The following is a 19,852-nucleotide window of genomic DNA, read 5'->3' as shown; positions in this document are numbered from 1 at the left end:
CGCACGTCCCACCCGCGGCGTCCCAGCGGGACGCCCTACAGTGGCGGCCATGCCGAGCGACCCGCCCGACGTCCCCGACACCCCGGCCGCCGACCTGCACCCGGTGCCCGCGCACGGCCGCACGCGGCCGCGGCGCCGGCACGTGGGCCGCTGGGTGGCGCTCGGGATCGTGGTCGTCGTCGTGGCGGTCGGGGTCGCGGTGGTGCTGGCCGTCAAGGGCGGCCTCGAGGCCCGGGACGCCCTGACCTCCGCGCTCGACGACGTCCCCACGGTCGAGGAGGCCCTCACCGGCGGCGACACGGCAGCCGCGCAGCAGGCGCTCGACCGCGTGCAGGAGAAGACGACGAAGGCGCGACGCGGCACGAGCGGCCCGGTCTGGGCCGTCGCGGGCTCGCTGCCCGGGATCGGCGCGGACGCGAAGGCGTTCCGGACGGCGACCCGCTCGGTCGACGACCTCGCCCAGGACGTGCTCCCTCCGCTCGTCCAGGCGTCCGGGATCGTCGACCTTTCCGGCCTGCGCGCGAAGGACGGCGGCGTCGACCTCGGGCCGCTCGAGAAGGCGGCGCCGCTGGTCGCGAGCTCGGCAGACGCCCTGACCCCGGTCGAGCGCGACCTCGGCGCGATCGACACGTCGACCCTGCGACCCCAGCTCGGGGACCCGATCGCGAGCCTGCAGGACAAGGTCCGCACGCTCGGCTCGACGGTCACGACCGCGCACCGCGCGACCGCCCTGTTGCCCCCGATGCTGGGCGCGGACGGCACCCGCACCTACCTGCTGCTCTCGCTCAACAACGCCGAGCTGCGCTCGTCGGGCGGGATCCCCGGCTCGATCACGGTGCTGCGCGCGAAGGGCGGCAAGGTCACGGTCGTGGGGAACGCGTCGTCGTCGGACCTCGGCCCGTGGAAGCAGCCGGTCGTCGATCTTGGCAAGGACAACACCGCGGTCTTCGGGACGCAGCCGGCGCGCTTCCCGCAGGACACGACGATGCTCGCGGACTTCCCCGACACCGGCCGCACCATGGCCGCGATGTGGAAGAAGGCAGGGCACGGCGACGTCGACGGCGTGCTCGCGACCGACCCCGTGGCGCTCTCGCACCTCCTCGGTGTGACCGGGCCGGTCACCGTGCAGGCCCCCACCGCTACCGGGACCACAGGCGTCGAGCTGACGTCCGACAACGCGGTCGACATCCTGCTCTCGCAGGTCTACGCCGAGATCGACGACCCGGCCGAGCAGGACGCGTTCTTCTCCGCGGCCGCCGGCGCGGTCTTCGACAAGCTCCTGCACGGCGACGTCCCCGCCGCCGACCTGCAGCACGCCCTGACGCAGTCCGCGGACGAGCACCGCCTCCTCGTGTGGTCCGCCCACGACGACGAGCAGTCGCTGCTCGACCCGACCGAGCTGAGCGGCGCGCTCACGTCGACCGACCGTGGCAAGCACGCGGTCGCGGTGCTCCTCAACGACGGCACGTCCGGGAAGATGAGCTACTACCTGCGCACGAGCACCGAGCTCACGTCGTCGCAGTGCACGGGGACGACGCGCAGCGACGTCTACACGGTCACGCTGCGGTCCGAGGCGCCGAAGGACGCGCAGCAGAACCTCCCGAGCTACGTGACGGGCGAGGCTGCCGGCGTCGTGAAGCCCGGCGTGATCCGCACGAACGTCGTCGTCTACACGCCGCAGGGCGTGGGGGTGCCGGTCATCGAGCGGGGCAAGCAGACCGTCGGCGGCGACACGGACGAGGTCGCCGGGCGGACCGCGACCCAGCTCACCGTCGACCTCTCCCCCGGCCAGAAGGTCACGCTGCGGGTCACCCTCCTGACGCCGCAGGCGGGCGACGGGAAGCTCGAGCTGTGGACGACGCCGACGACGACGACGGGCGGCCTCGCGGCGGTCGCGCCCACGTCGTGCACGCGTTGAACGACCCCGTTCGGGAGCCCCGGGCGACGGACATGCCGCCGCCCTGATAACGAATCGGCAACGACTCGTGAGATCACCCCCGGTTCACCCTGCTGACCTGCAGTTGCGCCCGCGCGGCATGGGTAGTATCAGGGCCAAAAGCCGCGGGCTGCTCAGGGGCGTAGCCGACGGCCGTCATTTCCGTCCAGCTTCACGTCGCCGTGAACCATCCGCCGTGAACCAACGAGAAGAGTTCGTCATGGTGTCAGCCCGCACGTGGCGCCGCGGGGCAGTGACCGCCGCGCTGGCCCTCCCGCTCGCCCTCGCCGGTGCCTCGGCCGCGTCCGCCGACCCCGGCTCCTCACCCACGACGGGCGACGACGGCTACGGCGCGACCCCCGAGTCGAGCGTCGGCCTCTCCGTGAAGTCGCCCGAGTGCGACGGGAACGTGCCGTACCTGCGGTACGCCGTCGACGTCTCGAAGGACCCGTCGGCGAAGTCGGTCGACCTGACGTGGACGTCGCTCGACGGCACCCACTCCGAGACCCAGAAGAACCTGCCGGTCTCCGGCAAGGTGCTGTGGCTCGGCGCCAAGGAGGCGGGCGGCAAGCCCACCGCGTGGCCCGGCTGGGTCTTCAAGCACGGAACCTGGGAAGAGGGTGGCCCCTACACCTGGGTCCGGCCCGACGTGAAGGTCACCTTCACCGTGCACGACGACGACTACACGAACACCGCGACGACCGCGAAGGCGACCATCAGCGACGGCGTGTACCGCCCGCACGTCGCGGCGGCCGTCCCGGCGTCGCTCGTGCTCCCGGCCGTCAACGTGGTCTCGGGCGTCGTCAGCTACCCGCAGGCCACGAAGGCGTGCGCGAACCCCGCGCAGACGAAGGTCCTCCCGACCGGGGGTACGAGCTCGCCAGCCGGCGGCTCCGGCAGCACGCCCGCGGAAACCACTGTCGTCAAGTCGTCCGGCGGCCTCGCGCAGACGGGTGCGAACGTGCTCCCCTTCGCCGGCGCCGCGGCCGCTCTCCTGCTCATCGGTGGCGGGCTCGTCCTGACCGGCCGCCGTCGTCGCAACAAGGCAGCGCTCTGACGCGCTGAGCGCCGAACCGCGAGCGCACCGCCGGCCCACCCCCTGGGGCCGCCCGGGGCGCCGCGTTCCGCGGGTCCGCTCCGCCCCCTGGAAGCGCCCGCGAAGGCGCGACGTCCCACCACGTCGCGCAGAGGGCCCCGGTCAGTGTGACCGGGGCCCTTGCCGTGCCGGCAGGGACGGTGTTCTCACTCGCCCCAGGTAGCCTCCGCGAGGCGCGTGTCCAGCCCCTCGAACGCCCACCTGTCGACGACGAGCACCGGACCTCCAGGGGCGTCGGGCACCGTCCACTGGACCTGGGTCGCCCGGTACTGCTCCTTGCCCGCGTCATCCTGGCAGGACAGCGTGTAGGCGGTGCGCGTGGCGTCGGACCCCGCCACCTTCGCGGGCGCCGACGTGGGCTTCGCGCCCTCGACCAGGACCGCCGCGAGCTCCCCGTCGCCTGGGCACGTCGCGCCCTTCGGCAGGTAGGCGCCGTCGGGCGCCGCGGCCTTCCCGGCGACGACGTCGAAGCCGGGGCACCCGGAACCCGTCGGGCAGCCGCCCGCCGAGACGTGGGTGACCCCGCCCTGCGTCGCCCCCACGACCCAGTAGTCGGCCGCGGTGACCAGGAGCGGCCCCACGGGCCGCGCCGTGCCCGTGGGCGCAGCCGAGGCGACGGAGCCCGTGCTCGCGGCGCCGTCTTCGCCCGTGCTGCCCTGGGCGTCGCCGCCCGTGACGAACGAGCACCCGGAGAGAGAGCCCGCGGTCACCACGGCGACCGTGGCGAGCACCGCCGCGAACGCCGCCCGGCGCCGCATCAGCACGCGCCCTGGTCGGTCCACGGGCTCGCGTCCGCGGAGCTCGGTCGGTCGCCCTGCGTCCACCACTTCGCCGACCAGGTGTGCCCGCCGTCGCTGACGGTCTGGCCCCCGGTGTAGACGGTCGCGGCCTCCCACGCGGGTGCCGTGCACGTGCCGGTGCCCCCGTGCCGTCGGTCGAGCCGGACCCGGAGGCCGCGTCGACGACGGTCACGCCGCGCGGGTGGTCGTACGTGGTGGCGTAGGTCGTGCCGTTCACGGTGACGCGCAGGTTCGACAGCTGAGCGATCGGGAGCTGCCAGGACAGCTTGGTGGACACGGACCCGCCGGCAGGGATGCCCCCGGACGGGACCTTGATCGTGGCCGTGTAGAAGTCGAACGGCAGGCCGCCCACGTTGTTCGCCGGCTTCGTGTTCCCGGTCTGGGTGAGCCCCCACCCGTTCTGCTCGCTCATCGCGCCCGTGTCGCTCGAGGCGTAGTCGAACGTGATGGTCGAGCCGGCGGGGATCGCCGTCGACCCGTTGTTGGTGAACGTGACCTTCGGGTTGATCGGGTAGTTGTTGTCGCCGAGCGCGAAGTCCGAGTACGTGACGTCGAGGTCGAGCGCCTGCGTCGGCATCGTCACGTCGGCCTTCGAGGCGCCGTACGGCGTGGCCTGCGTGAACGCGTCGTGGATCTTGCTCACGAGCGTGTGGCCCATCTCGTACTGGCCCTTCGCGGAGTCGTACGCGTAGTCGCCCGCGAGCTCCCAGATCATGATGCCGCCGAGGCCGTTGTCGGCGACGTACTTCGCCTTGGCGTCGACCGCCTCGTCGGCGTCGCCCGACAGGAAGACCTTCGTCGTCGGGTTCCACCACCACTCGGTCTTGGACACGTCGTCGAAGTGGTGCTCGTAGGTGCCGGTGAGCGTCGTCGGGCTGCCGTAGGACGCCGTGTAGTCGCCGACGACGCCCTTCGCGAGGTTGAGGACGTGCCAGATCGGGTTGGAGCCGGCAGCCTCCTGGTTGCCCGCGGAGTTGGTGTCGTGCCACAGGTTGTCGATGCCGTCCGCGCCGTTGCCGCAGGGCGTAGTGCCGCCCGCGGACGGCCCGGTGCCGGCGGGGCACTTCGTCTGGTCGGGCAGCGCGGCCTTGCCGTGCAGGCCGTCGGTGCCGCCGCTCACGTCCTTCCAGCCGCGCGTGTAGAACGGCACGCCGAGGTTGATCCGGCCCGCCTGCATCGCGCCGCGGAAGTAGTGGTACGCCCAGTCGCCGTTGAGGTAGCCGATGCCCTTGTACGCCGTGTACACGCCGGCGTCCGCGAGCTCGGCGTCCTGGCCGTCGTCGAACAGGGGCGCGTTGCCGCCCACCTTGTCGTTCCACGCGCCGTGCAGGTCGTAGCTCATCATGTTGAGGAAGTCGAGGTACGGGACCATCTGCGAGACCTCCTCGCCGCGCAGCAGCCAGCCCGACGCCGGCACGGCCGCCGTGAGCTCGTAGTACGTCCCGTCGGCGGCGCTCGCCACATCGAGCTTCTGGCGCAGCGTCTTCATGAGCGCGAGATAGTTCTTCCACAGGACACCGCGCTGGGCGTTCGAGGTGGAGAAGTCGAGCGGGTTGCCCGCGTTGTTGTTGCTCGTCGGGTACTCGTCGTCGATGTCGACGCCGTCGAAGCCGTACTGGCGGATGAACGCCACGGCCGAGTCGGCGAACGCGTCGATCTTCGCCTGCGACTGCGTCATCGCGTAGAAGCCGCCCGACGCGACCCGGTCCCCGTCGGCGTCGAAGTAGCCGCCCGTCTCGGCCCAGCCGCCCACGGACACGAGCGTCCGGACGCCCGGGTGTGCCACCTTCGCGGTGTTGAGGAGATTGAGCTCGCCCGTGTACGGCAGCGAGGCGTTCATGGTCGTGCCCGCGAACGTGGCGTCGGTGGCCGGGTTGCCCGCGGCGTCCTGGTTGACGGACACCTTGCCGTTGCCCTCGATGTGCGCGAACGCGTAGTTGATGTGGCTGACGTCGTCCCACGGGATGTCGCCCGGCAGGTACGACGGCGTCCCGTCGGCGCCCGTGCGCCACGACGTGTAGTAGCCGATGACGCGGCGCGCGAGGTCGTTCGGGAGCTTCTCGCGGCCGGCGGTGTCGTAGGCGTCGCAGTAGGGCACGTCGACGCCGGGCGTCTCGTAGAGGCCGTCGGGCCGGCACTGCTCGTCGGGGTTGCCGGCCGGCGTGGTGGCCCCGTCGGTCGGGGTGGCGGTGGGCGTCGGCGTCGCAGTCTGGGTGGGCGTCGCGGTCTGGGTGGGCGTCGCCGTCGCGGTCGGGGTCGGCGTGCTCGTGCCGCACGCGCCGGCCGGGCTCCAGGCGCCGTACGACGACGCACCCGGCGTCTCGCCCTGGGTCCACCACTGCGCGGTGTAGTTGACGCCCTGGTAGGACGCGCTGCTACCACCGGTGTAGACCGTGGCGGCGCTCCACGCGGGTGCGCACGCGTCGGCGGTGGCCGTCGCGACCCGGGGGCTGCGGCTGCGGCCGCGGCCCCCAGCCGCCGAGGCCCGCGAGGGTCATCACGGCGGTCACGGCCGCGAGCGCGCGGCGGGAGGGCCGGAAGGAGGAAGTCTCATGATCTGCTGCTCCACGCTGAGTGAGGTCGGACCTCACGAACGTAATTTGGCAGGAAACCTTCCGATATCCGGAGTTCCCACATTCCCGACGTCGTCCGGGCCGCCGACCTACGTGTTTCCCCCAACGCCAGCGCCGCCTCCGCCGTGGCTCAGCCGCGGTGCGCGACCACCGTCAGCTCGACGCGCGAGCGGACGCCCAGCTTCCGGAACACCCGGCCCAGGTGCACCTCGACCGTCCGCACCGAGACGAACAGCCACTCCGCGACCTCCTTGTTGGAGGCCCCGTCGACGACCAGCAGTGCCACGTCGAGCTCGCGCTCCGTGAGGACGTCCCCCCAGCGCTCGTGCAGGCGGGCCCGCAGGGCGTGCACCGTGGCGGCGTCGTCGGCCCCATGCCCCGCCCCCGGTGTGCGGACCGTCCCGCCCGACGGCGTCCCCGCACCCCCGGCGCCCGGAACCATCCCGCCCGGTCCGGTCGGGACCGGCGCGCCGGCCGGCGCGGGCACCGCGGGCACCGGTCCCGTCGCGGGCGACACGGACTCGTGCGGGCCGGCGTCGTCGAGGGCCAGGAGATCGTCGGCCGCGACCCGCTCCCACGCGGTCGCCCCCGCCGTGCGGAACAGCTCGACGGCGGAGAACAGGTGGCTCGTCGCGTCGTAGACGTCGCCCGTGCGGGCGAGCGCCCGCCCGATCGCGAGCTCGGTGCGCGCCCGCTCGTACGGCGACGCGAGGCGCCGCGACACCCCGACGGCAGCCTCGACCGCAGCGGACAGCCCCTCCGGGGACGCGACGAGCACGTCGGCGCGCGCGATCGCGGCGTCGCGCAGGTCGGCCGGCAGACCTGCCGTCCGCTCGCGGAGCCGGTCGCGTGCGGCGAGCGCCTCCGTGCGGCGGCCGGCCCGCTCCCACGCGCACACCTCGTCGACGACCGGCAGCGGCAGCGGGCGCGCGTCGACCGCGCGCTCGCGCTGCTCGGCGAGCTCGACGAGCGTCGCCGCCTCGTCGTACCGGCGCTCGAGCACGGCTGCGAGGGCCCGGCCCGCGAGCGCCCCGTGCCGCACGGGCCGGCTCTGCGGGCCCGGCACGGTCGCCGTCAGGGCGACGCCCACGGGGCTCGTCGTGCCGGTCGCCGCGAGGTCGAGACGGCACGCGAGCACCGCCCCCAGCCCGGCGAACGGCAGCCCCACCGGCAGCCGGAACGCCGCGTGCTCGAGCTCGGCGCGGGCCGCGCGCAGGTCGCCCGCCCAGGTGTCGACGAGCGCCTTCGCGACCCACAGGTGCGCCTCCGCGAACGGCACGGACGCACCCGCCTCACCGTCGTCCCAGGGTTCCTCGCCGTCGAGCGGCGCGAGCTCGAGGAGCGCGTTGGCGAGCCCCGACGACGCGGCGGTCAGGTCGCCCCGCAGCCCGGCGTGGAGACCGCCGACGGCCCGGGCGACCGCGTCCGCGGCGCCGTCGGGCACGGAGGACGTTGCCGGGCCGCCCGGCGCGGAGGCTCGATCGTCGTGGACCCCGAAGACCTGCGCGGCCACGACGCCGACGGCGAGGGCTCCGCGCGCCCGCACGCTCGCGGCGGCCGCGACCTGGTCGAGCCGTGCGTGCTCGTCGAGGGCGGCGGCGACCGCGCGAGCGCGCTCGAGCACGCGGCGCGCGCAGGGTCCTTCACCGCGCTCCGCGAGCAGCCGCGCGGCCGTAACGGCGACGCGGACGGTTCGCAGCGCCGTCTTGGCCCACGTGACCACCGGGGTCCGCCCGCCGCGCGGGGGTCGGCGTCGAGCACGTGCGCGACGGCGCGGTCGACCACGTCAAGCGGCACCTGCCCCTCGGACAGGGTCACCGCGACGACGAAGGTCCCGAGGACGCGCGCCGTCTCGTCCGGGTCGGCGCCGCGCAGGGCGCCCCGGGCCCAGTGCGTCGCGTCGTGGACGCAGCCCCCGGCGAGCGCGGCCGCCGCGGCGAGCTCGAGCGCGCGTCGTCGTGCACCGTCCGCCGCATGCGACGCCGCCTCGCGCGCGACCTCGAAGGCCGCACCGGCGTCGCCGTGGTGCAGGTGGCGGCGCGCGAGCCGCACGAGTGCGACCGCCACGTCGGCGTCCCCCTCGAGCGTCGCGAGCGCCGCGTGCCAGGCGGCGACGTCGGGGTCGCCGGGCGCGAGCGCGGCGGCGAGGGCCTCGTGCGCGGCGGTCCGCTCCGCGACCGTCGCGTCGCCGTGCACGAGCGCGCGCACGCGCGGGTCCGCGAACCGGTACCGGGACGCGACGAGGTCGAGGTGCGCGGCACTCCCGCCCCGCAGGAGGTCGTCCGTGCTGCGGGTCGTCGCCGCGAGCAGGACGTCGGTCCGCGGGGTCGCGGCCACGGCCGCGACCAGGAGGACCTGCCGTTCCGCCTCGTCGAGCAGGTCGACGGCCTTGCCGACCGCGTCGCGCACGGCCGGGACGACGGGCAGGGGGTCGGGCAGCGCGGACCAGCCGGCGAGCTGGGCGGCGCTCAGGAGGCGGGCGGTCTGCACCAGGGCCGCGGGGTTGCCGACGAGCTCGCGCGCGAGCCGCGCGGCGACGTGCGGTGCGACGACCACGCCGTGCGACGCCAGGAGCCCGACCGCCTCGCCGGGGCCCAGCCCGGGCAGGTCGCGGACCTCGAGCCCGCGCGGGAGCCCAGGGGTCGCGTCGACCCGCGTCGCGGTCGCGAGCACGACGACGCCGGGCACGCGCCGCAGCACGACCTGCCCGAGCGTCTCCTGGCAGTCCGGGCCGAGCAGGTCGAGGTCGTCGGCGACGACGACGAGCCGCCGGCCGCCGAGCTCGGGCGCGACCGACGCGGCGAGGTGCGCGGCGGCGCTCTCGGGGCTGTCGTCGTCGGGCGTCGTCCCCGCCTGGGCCGTGCTCGTCCCGGCGAGGGCCGGCACCGCGCCGTCGGTGCAGGCCCGGGCGACGGCGTCGACGAGCGAGCGCACGAGCAGGCCCGGCCGCTGCCCCGCCCCTGGCCGACGCGGACGACGATCGGCGCGTCGGCGTCGCCGGAGGGCAGAGCGGCGAGGATCTCGTCGAGGAGCGCGGTCTTGCCGCCGCCGGGCTCGGCCCTCCAGACGATCCCCATGACCGTCGGCAACGACGGCCCGGGCGCGCTCGCGCTCCCGTGCGCGAGGCAGCGTCGGCGCACCATCCCCCGGACGCCTGGGCGCATCCGTGCGTGTGCTTCCCCTGGACGGTCCTGGACCCCTGTGGGCATGCGGAACCCTCCTGATTCTGAGCGGCATCGGTCAGACGTGCTTCGAATGTTAGCCGCGCTTCGAATTGCATTCGACCAGAGCGACGTCTCCGGCGAGTTTCCTGGGTGTCAAGCGCGCGTCTCAGACGCGGACGGCCCCTGCCGCGGGGGCTCGGCGTCAGACGTCGACGACGAGGGTGAACGGGCCGTCGTTCACGAGCTCGACCTGCATCATCGCGCCGAACCGGCCCGTCTCGACGTGCACGCCTGCGGCCCGAAGGTCCGCGACGACCGCGTCCACGAGCGGCTCCGCGACCGGTCCCGGCGCGGCCGCGACCCACGACGGGCGCCGTCCCTTGTGCGTGTCCCCGTAGAGCGTGAACTGGCTGACCACGAGCACGGGCGCGCCCGCGTCGGCGGCCGAGAGCTCGTCGCGGAGGATCCGCAGGCCCGCGACCTTGCGCGCCAGGGTCGCCGCCTGCTCGCGCGTGTCGTCATGGGTCACACCCACGAGGACGAGCAGCCCGGGTTCGTCGATCGCGCCGACGGTCTCCCCCTCGACGGTCACGCTCGCACGCGTGACCCGCTGGACGACCGCCCTCACGCGCCGACCCCGCCGACGACGGCGCGCACCTCGCCCACGCTGACCCCGCCACCCTCGACGGGGAACGGCGGGAGCAGGGGGCCGACGTCGGCGGCCACGACCCCCAGAGCCCGGAGCGCGGCGTCGACGACCGCGTGCACGGGCCGCTTCGCGCCGTCGGCCACCTTGAACGCGAGCGCGCGGCCGTCGGACGTGGCGAGCGCCAGGACGCCGTCCGCGCCGTCCTTCGCGATGAGGCCGTCGACGGCCTGCATGAGGACGGTCGCGTCGCGCCCCGTCCCCGAGACCATGTGCGGGTGCTGGCTCATGGCCCGCGCGACCCGCGCCTCGGCCGACAACGGGTCGTGCTGCCCGGAGACGCCGAGCCGCGCGAACGCCCGCGCGAGCCCCGCGACCGTCGTCGAGAACAGGGGGCGCCGCAGCCGTCGACGGTCACGTGCGCAGCCCCGGGCTCCTCCTCGGCGGCGCTCGCGCCGTCGACGGGTGCCGTGAGCTCCCGCACGGTCGCGGCCACGGCCCGCTGGAGAGGGTGCTCCGGGGCGAGGTACGAGGCCAGGTCCCACCCGTTGACGCGGCAGGTCACGAGCATCGCGGCGTGCTTGCCCGAGCAGTTCTGGGTCAGGCGCGTCGGGCCGTGCCCCGCGAGCTCCCACTCGAGCGCGACCGCCGGGTCGAGCGGGAGCGCCGGGGTGTTGTGCAGCGCCGTCTCGTCGAGGCCGGCGAGGCCGAGCAGCTCGTGCACCCCGTCGCGGTGCACGGCGTCGCCGGCGTGGCTCGCGCACGCGAGAGCGAGGAGTCGGTCGGGCACGTCGAGGCCCGCGCGCACCATCGCGAGCGCCTGCACGGGCTTGAGGGACGACCGCGGCCAGAAGGTCACCGCGGGATCGCCCGCCTCGAGCACCGCCCGGCCGGACGCGTCCAGCGCGACCAGGTGGCCGACGTGGACCGACTCGACGAGGTCCCCGCGGACGACCTCCGCGAGGGCGCCGCGGGCGAGGTGGACATGGTCCGGACCCCGGGCGTCATCGCGATCACCACCCGCCCGACGACGGCCGACGGGGTCCTGAGCCGCTGCCGCCGCCCTGGCGGCGCGAGTACGGCTGGATCTTCGGCCGGACGTCGGCGAGGTACACGAGCGCCGGGGTCACGAGGAGCAGGGAGTAGAAGCTCCCGCCCAGCGCGTAGGTGAGCAGCGCCGCGACGAGGAGGATGAGCAGCCAGATCGGCTTCTTGAGCTTGTTCTCCGCGAGGTACGCGTGCGCGGGCCGGATCCCGGCGTCGATCAGCGCGAAGACCTGCACGAGGAACGACGCGAGGACGAGGAGCAGGAGCACGACGCTCTGGCTGGTGCTGAACACCCTCCGAGCCTAGGGGACGCGGCCCCCGCGCGGGGCGCTTCGCCTCCCGTCAGGAGCCCGCAGACGCGCGGCGCGCCGACGGCCTCGGCGTGTGCCGCTCCCGGACCGTGTACGGGCCGGGGAGGACCGTCAGCCCCTCGGCCACCGCCGCGGCGGCGACGTGCTCGTCCCAGACGGCCACGACGACGTCGGGCGCGAGCAGGAGCGCAGACGCGAGGTGCACGGCGTCGCCGCCGCGCAGCGGGTGCGCGGCCACGAGCTCCGCGGCGCGGTCGGTGACGGCGGGCGTGGTCTCGACGACGTACAGCGCGGGCCACAGGTGGGACCACGTCTCGAGGGCGGCGGCGTGCTCGTCCTCGGCCAGGAGGCCGCGCCGGGCGCCGGCCGCGAGCACGGCCCTCAGCTCGACGTCGCTGGTGCGGCTGGTCGCGACGATCGGCGCCCGGTTCCACAGCGCCGCGGCGAGCTCGCTGCCGGGCTCACGACGCACGAGCCGCACGAGCGCGCTCGTGTCGAGGTAGGCGGTCGTCACGCTTCCTCACCGGCCCGGTCATCGGCGCAGCCGGCGCACGAGACCCGACACGGCGTTCTGGCCGCGGGCCACGGGCGCGGCGACGGTCGGACGCTCCTCGGCGGGCGCGGTGAGCAGCCCGTCGCGCAGGAGCCCGCCGACGAGGTCGGCACCGTCGATGCCCGACAGCCGGGCCACCGGGACCCCGCGGTCGGTGATGACGACCTCCTCGCCTGCCTTGGCGTGGTCCAGCCAGGTCTTGAGCTCGGCGCGCAGCGCGCTCACGGAGACCTCCATGGACCGGACCGTACACCTCGTCGTCGTCCGGGTGTACAGCGACGCTCCGACCACCCGGCTTGTCAGAACCAGGTTCCCGTATACGGGAGCCACGTTCTGACAACCGGGCCGTGCTCAGAGGGTCGGGAGCGCGTCGCGCGCCGCGCCCGGGTCCTCGCCGGCCGCCTCGAGCGCGTCCACGAGCGCCGAGCGCACGAGCAGCGCGAGCGACGCCACCTCCCAGTCGCCGCCCGCGAGCGCACGGGGGTCGACGAGGGCCGCCGCCTCCCGCAGCCCTTCGCGCGCCCGCGCCGGGTCACGTCCCTCCCCGACCGCGGCGGACAGGTCGCGCACCGCGACCGCGAACCGGGAGACGACGTCGGCGAGGCCGCTGGTGTCGTGCTCGCCGGTGAGCGCGGCGGCGCGACGCGCGAGGACCCGGACGGTCCGCATGACCCGGTCGGTGAGCACGGCCTGCTCGGTGGACCGGTCGATCACGTCCAGGTGGCGCCTGCCCTGGGAGTTGACGCGGGCCAGCTCGCGCGCGTCCGACGCCGACGTCTGCCAGAGCTCGAGCGCGGGCTCGGCCGCACGCCCGCGGGCGAGGGCCGCGCGCGCCTCGTCGGCGCGCCCGTGCGCTAGCCCGCCGGCGAGCATCGTGAGCGTCTCCGCGAGGGCGCCGAGCGCCTCCCGGCCGAGGAGTGCGAGGCGCCGTCGCGGGTCGCGTGGCCACAGGACGGCGACGAGCAGCGCGATGGCACCGCCCACGAGCGCGTCGACGAACCGGCTGCCCGGGCCGCCGGTCCCCGACGGCGGCAGCAGCACGATGACGACGGCCTGGACCCCGGCCTGCGTCGTGAGCAAGATGCCGGCGTCGATGAACCGGGCGACGAGCGCCGACACGACGAGGACGACGGCCACCTGCCAGGCGCCGGAGCCGATCACGTGGACGATCGCGTCGCCGATCCCGACGCCGAGCGCGACGCCGATCGCGAGCTCGAGCACGCGGCGGATCTGCCGGTCGGGCGCGAAGCCCAGGCACACCCAGGCGGCGACGGGTGCGAAGAACGGGAACGGGTGGTCGAAGAGGTCGTGCGCGACGAAGTACGCGAGGCCGGCGGCGAGCGCCGAGACCGCGATCGGGACGAGCGACGTGCGCACGCGCGCCACGCCCTGCCGGGCACGCGCACGGCCGGTCAGGATGCGCAGGCGCCGCCAGGTGTCGGCCGCGACGACGCGTGCCTGGGTCACGCCGTCGTGCAGCCCCTCGGGCGCGGGGCTCGTGGCGCCGGTGCGGGCGTCCTCCTCGTCGGGCATGGGGTCAGCGTCAGGCGCCGGAGCCGAGCGCGCCACCGAAGCCGGGCGACCCGACGCCCGCGGAGCCGCCGAGCCCGCGGGTCAGTGGTCCGCGGGCCTCGGGCCGGTCCACGCTCACGCCGTCGCCCGGGACGATCTCCTCCTGCCCCGCGGCGATAACGCCGCCCGCGGGGTCGCCGGACGCCAGCCCGTCGACGATCAGCTCGCCGGACGGCGCCGACCGCTTGAGCACGGCGAGGGCGACCGGGCCGAGCTCGTGGTGCCGGACGACGCTCGTCACACGGCCGACGGGACGCGCCTGCGGGTCGGCGTCAGGCCCGCCCGGACGGACGGCGGCGCCGGCCTCGGGGACCGTGTGCCCCGACCCGTCGAGGTGGGCGAACGTGAGCCGGCGCGGGGGCCGGCCGAGGTTGTGCACGCGCGCCACGGTCTCCTGGCCGCGGTAGCAGCCCTTGTGCAGGTGGACGGCGGTGCGGAGCCAGTCGAGCTCGTGCGGGATCGTCCGGTCGTCGACCTCGGTGTCCAGGCGCGGGCGCCACGCGGCGACGCGCGACGCCTCCGTCGCCCAGGTGCCGACGAGCCGCCAGCTCGCGGCCTCGCGCACCTCGACCTCGCGCACCAGGTCCGGGCGGGGAACGAGGACGAGGCGCCAGTCCCGCTCGCTGCCGGGGTGCTCGTCGTCGGGCGGTCCGTAGCGGGTGCCGCCGAGCGCGGTCGTGGGCCACGGGTCCCGCCAGGTGACCGGCTCACCCTCGGCGCCCTCGGCGTCGACGGGCTCGCCGAGCACCGCGTACTCGGAGGTCGCGTCGGTGATCTCGACGCGCAGCATGAACTTCATGCGGTCGAGCCACGTCACCAGGGCGGCGGCGTGCGAGCCCTCGGTGACCAGCCAGGTGGCCTCGCCGTCGTCGACGACGCCCGCGGCGTGCTCGACGTGCCCGTGCGGGTCGAGGACCAGCAGCTCGGTCGAGGTGCGGGGCGGCAGGCCCAGCAGGTCCTGCGACGTGATGGAGTGCAGCCAGCTCAGGCGGTCCGGGCCGGCGACCCGAACGACCCCCGTGTGCGAGAGGTCGGCCACCGCGCCGCCGCGCTCGAGCGCACGCTGCTCGGCCGTCGGGTCGCCGTAGTGCCAGGCGACGCCCGCGTCCGGGCCGGACGCCTCGACCGCGCCGTGCCGCGCGAGCAGCGGGCTGCGGTAGGTCGGCTCCTCGAGGGCGTCGGTCACGAGTCCTCCTGGCGCACGAGACGCGCGGACGCGTAGCTCTGCAGCGGGTTGCCGAACGCCGCGAGCTCCCAGACCCACATGAGGTCGCCCTCGACCAGCCCGTACAGCCGCTTCGCGGCCGTGACCTCCGCGGACGACGACGTCCGGGCGATGAGGTCGTGCACCAGGTCGATGCGACCGTTGCCCACGGCCCCGACGTAGAGGGTCAGCCAGCCCGCCGGGTCGGCGAGCATGACCTCGAGCGCCTGCTGCGACTCGGACAGCCCCTCGGGGCGGTCGGGCGACACCCGCCAGTAGCCCGTCTCGGTCTGCCACACGGGCAGCTCGCCCGCCGCGGGCTCCGGCGGGGTCGACGGCGCAGCAGGCCCGGCGGCGTCGGCCTGCTCGCCCTCGCCCGTCCACTCGTCCGGGACCGTGCCGGGGATCTCGGGCTCCACGAGCCGGATCGTGGACTCGTAGCGCAGGTACGGGCCGCCGTCGTGGTCGAACACGACGTCCTGGACGAACGCCGCCTCGTCGATCTCCGGGTAGGAGATCACGCCCTCACCGCGCCACCGCCCCACCAGCCAGGCCAGCGGGTACGCCTCGGGCGCGAGCCCCTCGGGGAACGCGAACGGCATGGGTCAGCGCTGGCCCTCGAACAGGCGGTACACCGCGTAGCAGGTGAACCAGACGATCGCGACGGTCGCCAGGCCCAGGAGCGTGACGAAGAAGATCTCGGTACCGGTCATGGCCCGATCCTACGTCGACCGGGCGCCCCTCCCGGGGTGAGCGGCAGGCCCGGGACGTGGCGTCGGTCTCATACGCTCGACCCGTGACGACCACACCCGAACCCGCCCCTCCTCGACGCCGAGCCGCACGCTCGTCGTGAAGACCACGAGCGGCGCCGACCGTCCCGAGGCCGCGAACCAGGCGTTCACCGTGGCCGCGGCCGCGGTCGCCGCCGGCGTGCCGGTGAGCCTGTGGCTCACGGGCGAGGCCGCCTGGTTCGGGGTGCCCGGGCGCGCGGCGGAGCTCGTCCTCGAGCACGCGGCACCGCTCCCCGACCTCCTGGACGCGGTGCTCGCCGCCGGCACGGTGACCGTCTGCACGCAGTGCGCGGCGCGGCGCGGGATCACGCCCGACGACGTCCTGCCGGGCGTCCGGATCGCCGGCGCTCCCGTGTTCGTGGAGGAAGCCCTGGCGCCGGGCGCCCAGGCGCTCGTCTACTGAGGCCGACGGCTCAGGCCGGGCGCAGCCACACGCTCGAGCCCGCCGGGCCCGTGAACGTCACGGTGACCACGTGCGGGCTGCCGCTGCGCCAGACCTGGACGTACCAGCGGTCGCGCACCCGGTAGACCCAGGTGTCCGCGTACGGCGCGCTCACGCCCGTGATCGTCACACCGTCGCTCGCCGCGACCCGGTAGAGGCCGAGCCGCAGGTCGTGGACCGGGAGCTCGACGGTGGAGGTCTGCGGCGTGAGTTCCGCCGACGGCGTCGGCGACGGTGTGGGCGAGGGTGTCGTGGGTGGCGGCGTCGGCGAGGGTGACGACGGCGGCGCCGGCGTGCCGCTCGGCCCGGCGGGGGCGGTGGGCGAGGACGACGGGGTGGTCGGTCCCGCGGTCGCGGGAGCCGTCGGACTGCTCGTCGGCGCGGTGGTGCCGGTCGGGTCCGACGACGACGTCGGCTCGCTCGCCGGGGTCGTGGCCCGCCGGGTGTCGTCGCCGCGGCTGGCGGCCGTCGGCGCAGGGACGGGCCCGTCCGCGGCCGGGGCGCTCGGGCGGTCCGACGGGACGGAGCTCGGGGCAGGGGCGGACGGCGTCGGGCTCGCCGGGAGCACGGAGCCGAGGTCAGAGCCCGAGTCGGCCGGGGCTCCTCCGCCCGAGCCCGTACGGTCCCCGCCCGCCGCAGCGACCGTGGTGCCGGTCGGCGCCGGCGACGCGGGGTCGTCGTCGGGCGCGAGCACCATCGCGCTCGCGAGGCCCGCGACGACGACGAGGACCCCGCCCGCGACGACCGCCGTCGTCGTGGCGCGGCCCCAGCGCGAGCCCCCGACCGCAGCCGCGCCGCCCGCCGTCCCCGCGAGCGCTGCCGCGCCCTTGAAGGCTCCCGCACCCAGCCACGGCGCGATCGCCTTGAGGCCCCACGAGACCTCCCGCACGTCGATGAACGCCCGCGTGCACGCGGCGCAGCCGTCGACGTGCTGCTCGAGCTCGCGGCGTCGTCGGGCGCTGAGGCGGCCCTTGAGGTACCCGTGCATCCCGGCCCGCGCCGTGCGGCAGCCGGCCTCGTCGGTGAGCGCGGCGTGCGCCGCGGCGAAGCCCGCCGCGAGCCGCTCCTCGGCCCGGCGCAGCCGCACCGTGACCGCGTGCGGCCGCACCTCGAGGTCCTCCGCGATGGCCGTCACCGACCGCTCGTCGACGTGACGGCTCCACAGCAGGTCGCGGTCCGCGCCGGTCAGCCCGTCGAGCGCGCGGCGCAGCATGTCGATGTCGGCCTGGCGCTCGGCCTCGAGGGCGGCGGCGTCCGGCGCGGCCGGGGCGAGGCCGGCGAGCACGTCGTCCTCGACCGGTCGCGCACGCTCGACCTCACGGACGAGCGAGTACGCCTCGTTGACGGCCGCGCGCCGCCAGTAGGCGAGAGGGGCGTCGAACGTGACACCGTCGTCGGCCAGGCGGAGCATCTTGACGAGCGCGCGGCTCGCGGACTCCTCCGGGTCGACGCCGCGGACCGCGGACGCTACGGCGGCAACCACGCGCGGGCGGTGCTGCGCCCAGGCGCTCGTGTCCTCCACGGTCGTCGTCCCTCCCTCGCCGTCGTCCCGGCCAGCCCACTATGTCAGCCGGCCCACTATGTCATCGGTGTCCGGCCGATTCCCAAAAAACTCATGCCGAGAACCGTGTGACTTCGGGCCGGTCCCCGCGTCCAGAGGGCATGACACGCCCCACCGACCGCCCGGCGCTCCTGCGCCTGGGCGCCGACTACCTCACCGCCTACGCGGCGAACGACGCCGTCACGCTGTTCCTTCTCGCCGACCGCTGGTCCGAGGCCGCGTTGCGGGACGCGACCTGCGAGGTCGCACTCGTCAGCCTGCGCGCCGCGCTCGGCCCGACCGGCGTCGAGACGGTGTGCCGCCACCTGCAGCGGGTGGGAGCGTGAGCGCGCTCTGGGGACGGGTCGGTGCCTTCCTGAGGCGTCGCCCGCGGACGTCGCCCGTCGTGCTCGCGCCCGTGTGCGTCGTCGTCGGGCTGGCGGCCGGCCTCGTCGCCGGCGCCCTGACCCGCTGAGGCCCCCGTGCTCCACGACCCTCCAGGCCCGCCGCACCTCTCCGTCGTCCGGAGCGGGCCGGACGCCCGCAGCCGCCCCCGCCTCGCACCCTGCGCGGCCGGGTGCGCCCACCCGGCCCACCACCGCCCCGGGTGCGCCGACCCGTGCTGCGACGGCTGCCTGCCCCGGCCGGCCGCGCACGGCGTGCTCTGCGCCGGGTGCCACGCCCGGCTCGCGCACGCCCTGCGAGACCTGCCCGCGGTCGTCCGGGACCGCGCTGGGCGCACCGACCCGTCGCGGGCGCTCGACGTCTACGACGCCGTCGCCGTCTGGGTGCGGGACGCGCTCGAGCTGTACCCCGCGCCCACGGCTCGCCCGGCGCGGCTCGACGCTCCGCTTCCTGCGCCCGCGCGCGGGCCGGTCACGTGGCGGCACCGCCCGCTGGGCGTCGACGACCTGGAGCTCGCCGGCGCCCTGTCCGACGCCGTCCGCGACCTGTGCGGCTGGCTCGACCGGCACCTGCCGTGGGTCGAGGCGCAGCCGTGGTCGGCGCGGTTGGCGGCCGAGCTCGCGGACCTCGTGGACCCCTGACGCGACGCGCGGCGGCACACGTGCCTACCGTGCGGCCGTGTCCTCCCCGCAGCCGCCGACCCCGGCTCCCACCCTGACGCCGCCCCCGACCGCCTCCGCCGTGTCGCCGTGCTCGTGCTCGAGGGCGCGAAGCCGCTCGACGTCGGGATCCCCGCGCAGGTCTTCACGACGCGCCCGAGCATGCCGTACGAGGTGCGCGTGTGCGGGGCGGCGCCCGGGCTCGTGACCGGCGGCGACGGCCTGGCGTACCACGTGGCGTCGGGGCTGGAGGCGCTCGAGTGGGCGGACGTCGTCTTCGTCCCGGGCTACCGGTTCCCGGACCGCGAGGACCCGCCACGCCGCGTCGTCGACGCCCTGGTCGGGGCCCACGGGCGCGGCGCCCGGCTCGCCGCGATCTCCACAGGAGCGTTCGCGCTCGCGGCGACCGGCCTCCTCGACGGGCGCCGCGCGACGACGCACTGGCACTACACGCGGGCGCTCGCCGCCAAGCACCCGCGCGTCCGGGTCGACGAGAACGTGCTGTTCGTCGACGAGGAAGCGTGCTCACGTCGGCGGGCGCGGCGTCGGGCATCGACCTGTGCCTGCACGTGCTGCGGGGCGACCTGGGCGTCGCGGCGTCCAACCATGCCGCGCGCCGGCTCGTCGCCGCACCGTACCGCAGCGGCGGGCAGGCGCAGTACGTGCCGCGCAGCGTGCCCGAGCCGCTCGGCGAGCGGTTCGCCGCGACGCGCGAGTGGGCGCTGCACCGGCTCGACCGGCCGCTCACCCTCGAGGTGCTCGCGCGGCACGCCGCCGTCTCGCCGCGGACCTTCTCCCGGCGCTTCGCCGCCGACACCGGCTGCACGCCCATGCAGTGGGTCCTGCGAGCGCGCGTCGACCTCGCCCGCGAGCTGCTCGAACGGTCCGAGCGCAGCGTCGAGCAGATCGCCGACGACGTCGGGCTGGGGACGGGCGCGAACCTACGTCTCCACTTCCAGCGGGTCCTCGGGACGACGCCCACCGAGTACCGGCGGACGTTCGCGCGCGGCGAGTAGCCGCAGTCGTCGGAGGCGACGGGGCTGGCGCGATCCTTGCGGACCCTGGCGCGGGCGCCCCTGTCTGTGACGCGTGCCACGCGCGAGCCTGGTGAGG

Annotated in this window: 18 protein-coding genes and 3 pseudogenes; 7 read left to right on the top strand and 14 right to left on the bottom strand. The window is 75.6% G+C overall.

From position 1 onward, the window contains the following. Positions 1 to 49 precede the first annotated feature (49 nt). Both QQK45_RS11445 and QQK45_RS11440 read left to right on the top strand, forming a co-directional pair. Positions 50 to 1,918: a DUF4012 domain-containing protein gene (locus QQK45_RS11445; protein ID WP_284293356.1), complete on the top strand. Its 1,869-nt coding sequence runs from the start codon at positions 50 to 52 to the stop codon at positions 1,916 to 1,918. Positions 1,919 to 2,156: 238 nt separating this feature from the next. Then, positions 2,157 to 2,993 carry an LAVTG motif-containing sortase-dependent surface protein gene (locus QQK45_RS11440; RefSeq protein ID WP_284293355.1) on the top strand — a complete coding sequence of 279 codons (837 nt, stop codon included), beginning with the start codon at positions 2,157 to 2,159 and terminating at the stop codon, positions 2,991 to 2,993. Between the two features lie 185 nt (positions 2,994 to 3,178). On the opposite strand, the gene QQK45_RS11435 is transcribed toward QQK45_RS11440, so the two are convergent. The 13 genes and pseudogenes from QQK45_RS11435 to QQK45_RS11375 form a co-directional block, all read right to left on the bottom strand. Beyond that, complete coding sequence (locus QQK45_RS11435; protein WP_284293354.1) at positions 3,179 to 3,370, bottom strand: hypothetical protein; 192 nt, start codon at positions 3,368 to 3,370, stop codon at positions 3,179 to 3,181. Positions 3,371 to 3,789: 419 nt separating this feature from the next. Then, positions 3,790 to 4,092, bottom strand: coding sequence for a carbohydrate-binding protein (locus tag QQK45_RS23220; RefSeq protein WP_431310335.1), 303 nt, complete (start codon positions 4,090 to 4,092; stop codon positions 3,790 to 3,792). Further along, a pseudogene (locus QQK45_RS11430) lies at positions 4,008 to 6,185 on the bottom strand (glycosyl hydrolase family 18 protein); the annotation flags it as partial. The gene QQK45_RS23220 and the pseudogene QQK45_RS11430, both read right to left, overlap by 85 nt. Before the next feature lie 350 nt (positions 6,186 to 6,535). After that, positions 6,536 to 7,849, bottom strand: coding sequence for a helix-turn-helix domain-containing protein (locus QQK45_RS11420; protein ID WP_284293351.1), 1,314 nt, complete (start codon positions 7,847 to 7,849; stop codon positions 6,536 to 6,538). Then, positions 7,777 to 9,339, bottom strand: coding sequence for a MalT transcriptional regulator family protein (locus tag QQK45_RS11415; protein WP_284293350.1), 1,563 nt, complete (start codon positions 9,337 to 9,339; stop codon positions 7,777 to 7,779). The genes QQK45_RS11420 and QQK45_RS11415 overlap by 73 nt, the downstream gene beginning before the upstream one ends. Before the next feature lie 432 nt (positions 9,340 to 9,771). Further along, the gene (gene dtd, locus QQK45_RS11410; RefSeq protein ID WP_284293349.1) at positions 9,772 to 10,197 is read right to left on the bottom strand and encodes a D-aminoacyl-tRNA deacylase; all 426 of its coding nucleotides are present in this window, start codon (positions 10,195 to 10,197) and stop codon (positions 9,772 to 9,774) included. Continuing rightward, a pseudogene (locus QQK45_RS11405) lies at positions 10,194 to 11,119 on the bottom strand (asparaginase). Before QQK45_RS11405 ends, dtd begins: the two are co-directional and overlap by 4 nt. Positions 11,120 to 11,228: 109 nt before the next feature. Next, positions 11,229 to 11,555 carry a DUF2516 family protein gene (locus QQK45_RS11400; protein WP_284293348.1) on the bottom strand — a complete coding sequence of 109 codons (327 nt, stop codon included), beginning with the start codon at positions 11,553 to 11,555 and terminating at the stop codon, positions 11,229 to 11,231. Positions 11,556 to 11,604: 49 nt separating this feature from the next. Then, positions 11,605 to 12,087, bottom strand: a complete 483-nt coding sequence (locus tag QQK45_RS11395) for a type II toxin-antitoxin system VapC family toxin (RefSeq protein ID WP_284293347.1) — start codon at positions 12,085 to 12,087, stop codon at positions 11,605 to 11,607. 18 nt (positions 12,088 to 12,105) lie between these two features. Further along, the gene (locus QQK45_RS11390) at positions 12,106 to 12,363 is read right to left on the bottom strand and encodes a type II toxin-antitoxin system Phd/YefM family antitoxin (RefSeq protein ID WP_284293346.1); all 258 of its coding nucleotides are present in this window, start codon (positions 12,361 to 12,363) and stop codon (positions 12,106 to 12,108) included. A gap of 114 nt (positions 12,364 to 12,477) precedes the next feature. Further along, positions 12,478 to 13,659: an FUSC family protein gene (locus QQK45_RS11385; RefSeq protein ID WP_284293345.1), complete on the bottom strand. Its 1,182-nt coding sequence runs from the start codon at positions 13,657 to 13,659 to the stop codon at positions 12,478 to 12,480. A gap of 10 nt (positions 13,660 to 13,669) precedes the next feature. After that, on the bottom strand, positions 13,670 to 14,884 hold the full coding sequence (gene ygfZ / locus QQK45_RS11380) for a CAF17-like 4Fe-4S cluster assembly/insertion protein YgfZ (RefSeq protein WP_284293344.1): 1,215 nt from the start codon (positions 14,882 to 14,884) through the stop codon (positions 13,670 to 13,672). Beyond that, positions 14,881 to 15,504 (bottom strand): heme-binding beta-barrel domain-containing protein, encoded by a 624-nt coding sequence (locus QQK45_RS11375; RefSeq protein WP_284293343.1) that lies wholly within the window; start codon positions 15,502 to 15,504, stop codon positions 14,881 to 14,883. Before QQK45_RS11375 ends, ygfZ begins: the two co-directional genes overlap by 4 nt. Positions 15,505 to 15,751: 247 nt before the next feature. Here QQK45_RS11375 and QQK45_RS11370 point away from each other — a divergent pair, with 247 nt between their 5' ends. Then, positions 15,752 to 16,096, top strand: a complete 345-nt coding sequence (locus tag QQK45_RS11370; protein ID WP_284293342.1) for a DsrE family protein — start codon at positions 15,752 to 15,754, stop codon at positions 16,094 to 16,096. Positions 16,097 to 16,106: 10 nt separating this feature from the next. On the opposite strand, the gene QQK45_RS11365 is transcribed toward QQK45_RS11370, so the two are convergent. Continuing rightward, the gene (locus tag QQK45_RS11365; RefSeq protein ID WP_284293341.1) at positions 16,107 to 17,657 is read right to left on the bottom strand and encodes a zf-HC2 domain-containing protein; all 1,551 of its coding nucleotides are present in this window, start codon (positions 17,655 to 17,657) and stop codon (positions 16,107 to 16,109) included. A gap of 140 nt (positions 17,658 to 17,797) precedes the next feature. Between QQK45_RS11365 and QQK45_RS11360 the strand changes: the two genes are divergently transcribed. The 4 genes and pseudogenes from QQK45_RS11360 to QQK45_RS11345 all read left to right on the top strand — a co-directional run bounded on the left by QQK45_RS11360 (position 17,798) and on the right by QQK45_RS11345 (position 19,755). Next, the gene (locus QQK45_RS11360) at positions 17,798 to 18,022 is read left to right on the top strand and encodes a hypothetical protein (RefSeq protein ID WP_284293340.1); all 225 of its coding nucleotides are present in this window, start codon (positions 17,798 to 17,800) and stop codon (positions 18,020 to 18,022) included. Next, positions 18,019 to 18,150, top strand: a complete 132-nt coding sequence (locus QQK45_RS11355) for a hypothetical protein (protein WP_284293339.1) — start codon at positions 18,019 to 18,021, stop codon at positions 18,148 to 18,150. The genes QQK45_RS11360 and QQK45_RS11355 overlap by 4 nt, the downstream gene beginning before the upstream one ends. A 7-nt stretch (positions 18,151 to 18,157) precedes the next feature. After that, positions 18,158 to 18,721 (top strand): hypothetical protein, encoded by a 564-nt coding sequence (locus tag QQK45_RS11350; RefSeq protein WP_284293338.1) that lies wholly within the window; start codon positions 18,158 to 18,160, stop codon positions 18,719 to 18,721. Between the two features lie 108 nt (positions 18,722 to 18,829). After that, a pseudogene (locus QQK45_RS11345) lies at positions 18,830 to 19,755 on the top strand (GlxA family transcriptional regulator). Positions 19,756 to 19,852: the final 97 nt, after the last annotated feature.

Origin of the sequence: Luteimicrobium album, assembly GCF_030161555.1 — a bacterium.
Taxonomy (GTDB): Bacteria; Actinomycetota; Actinomycetes; order Actinomycetales; family Cellulomonadaceae; genus Luteimicrobium; species Luteimicrobium album.
This window is presented reverse-complemented; position numbering and strand designations above follow the sequence as displayed.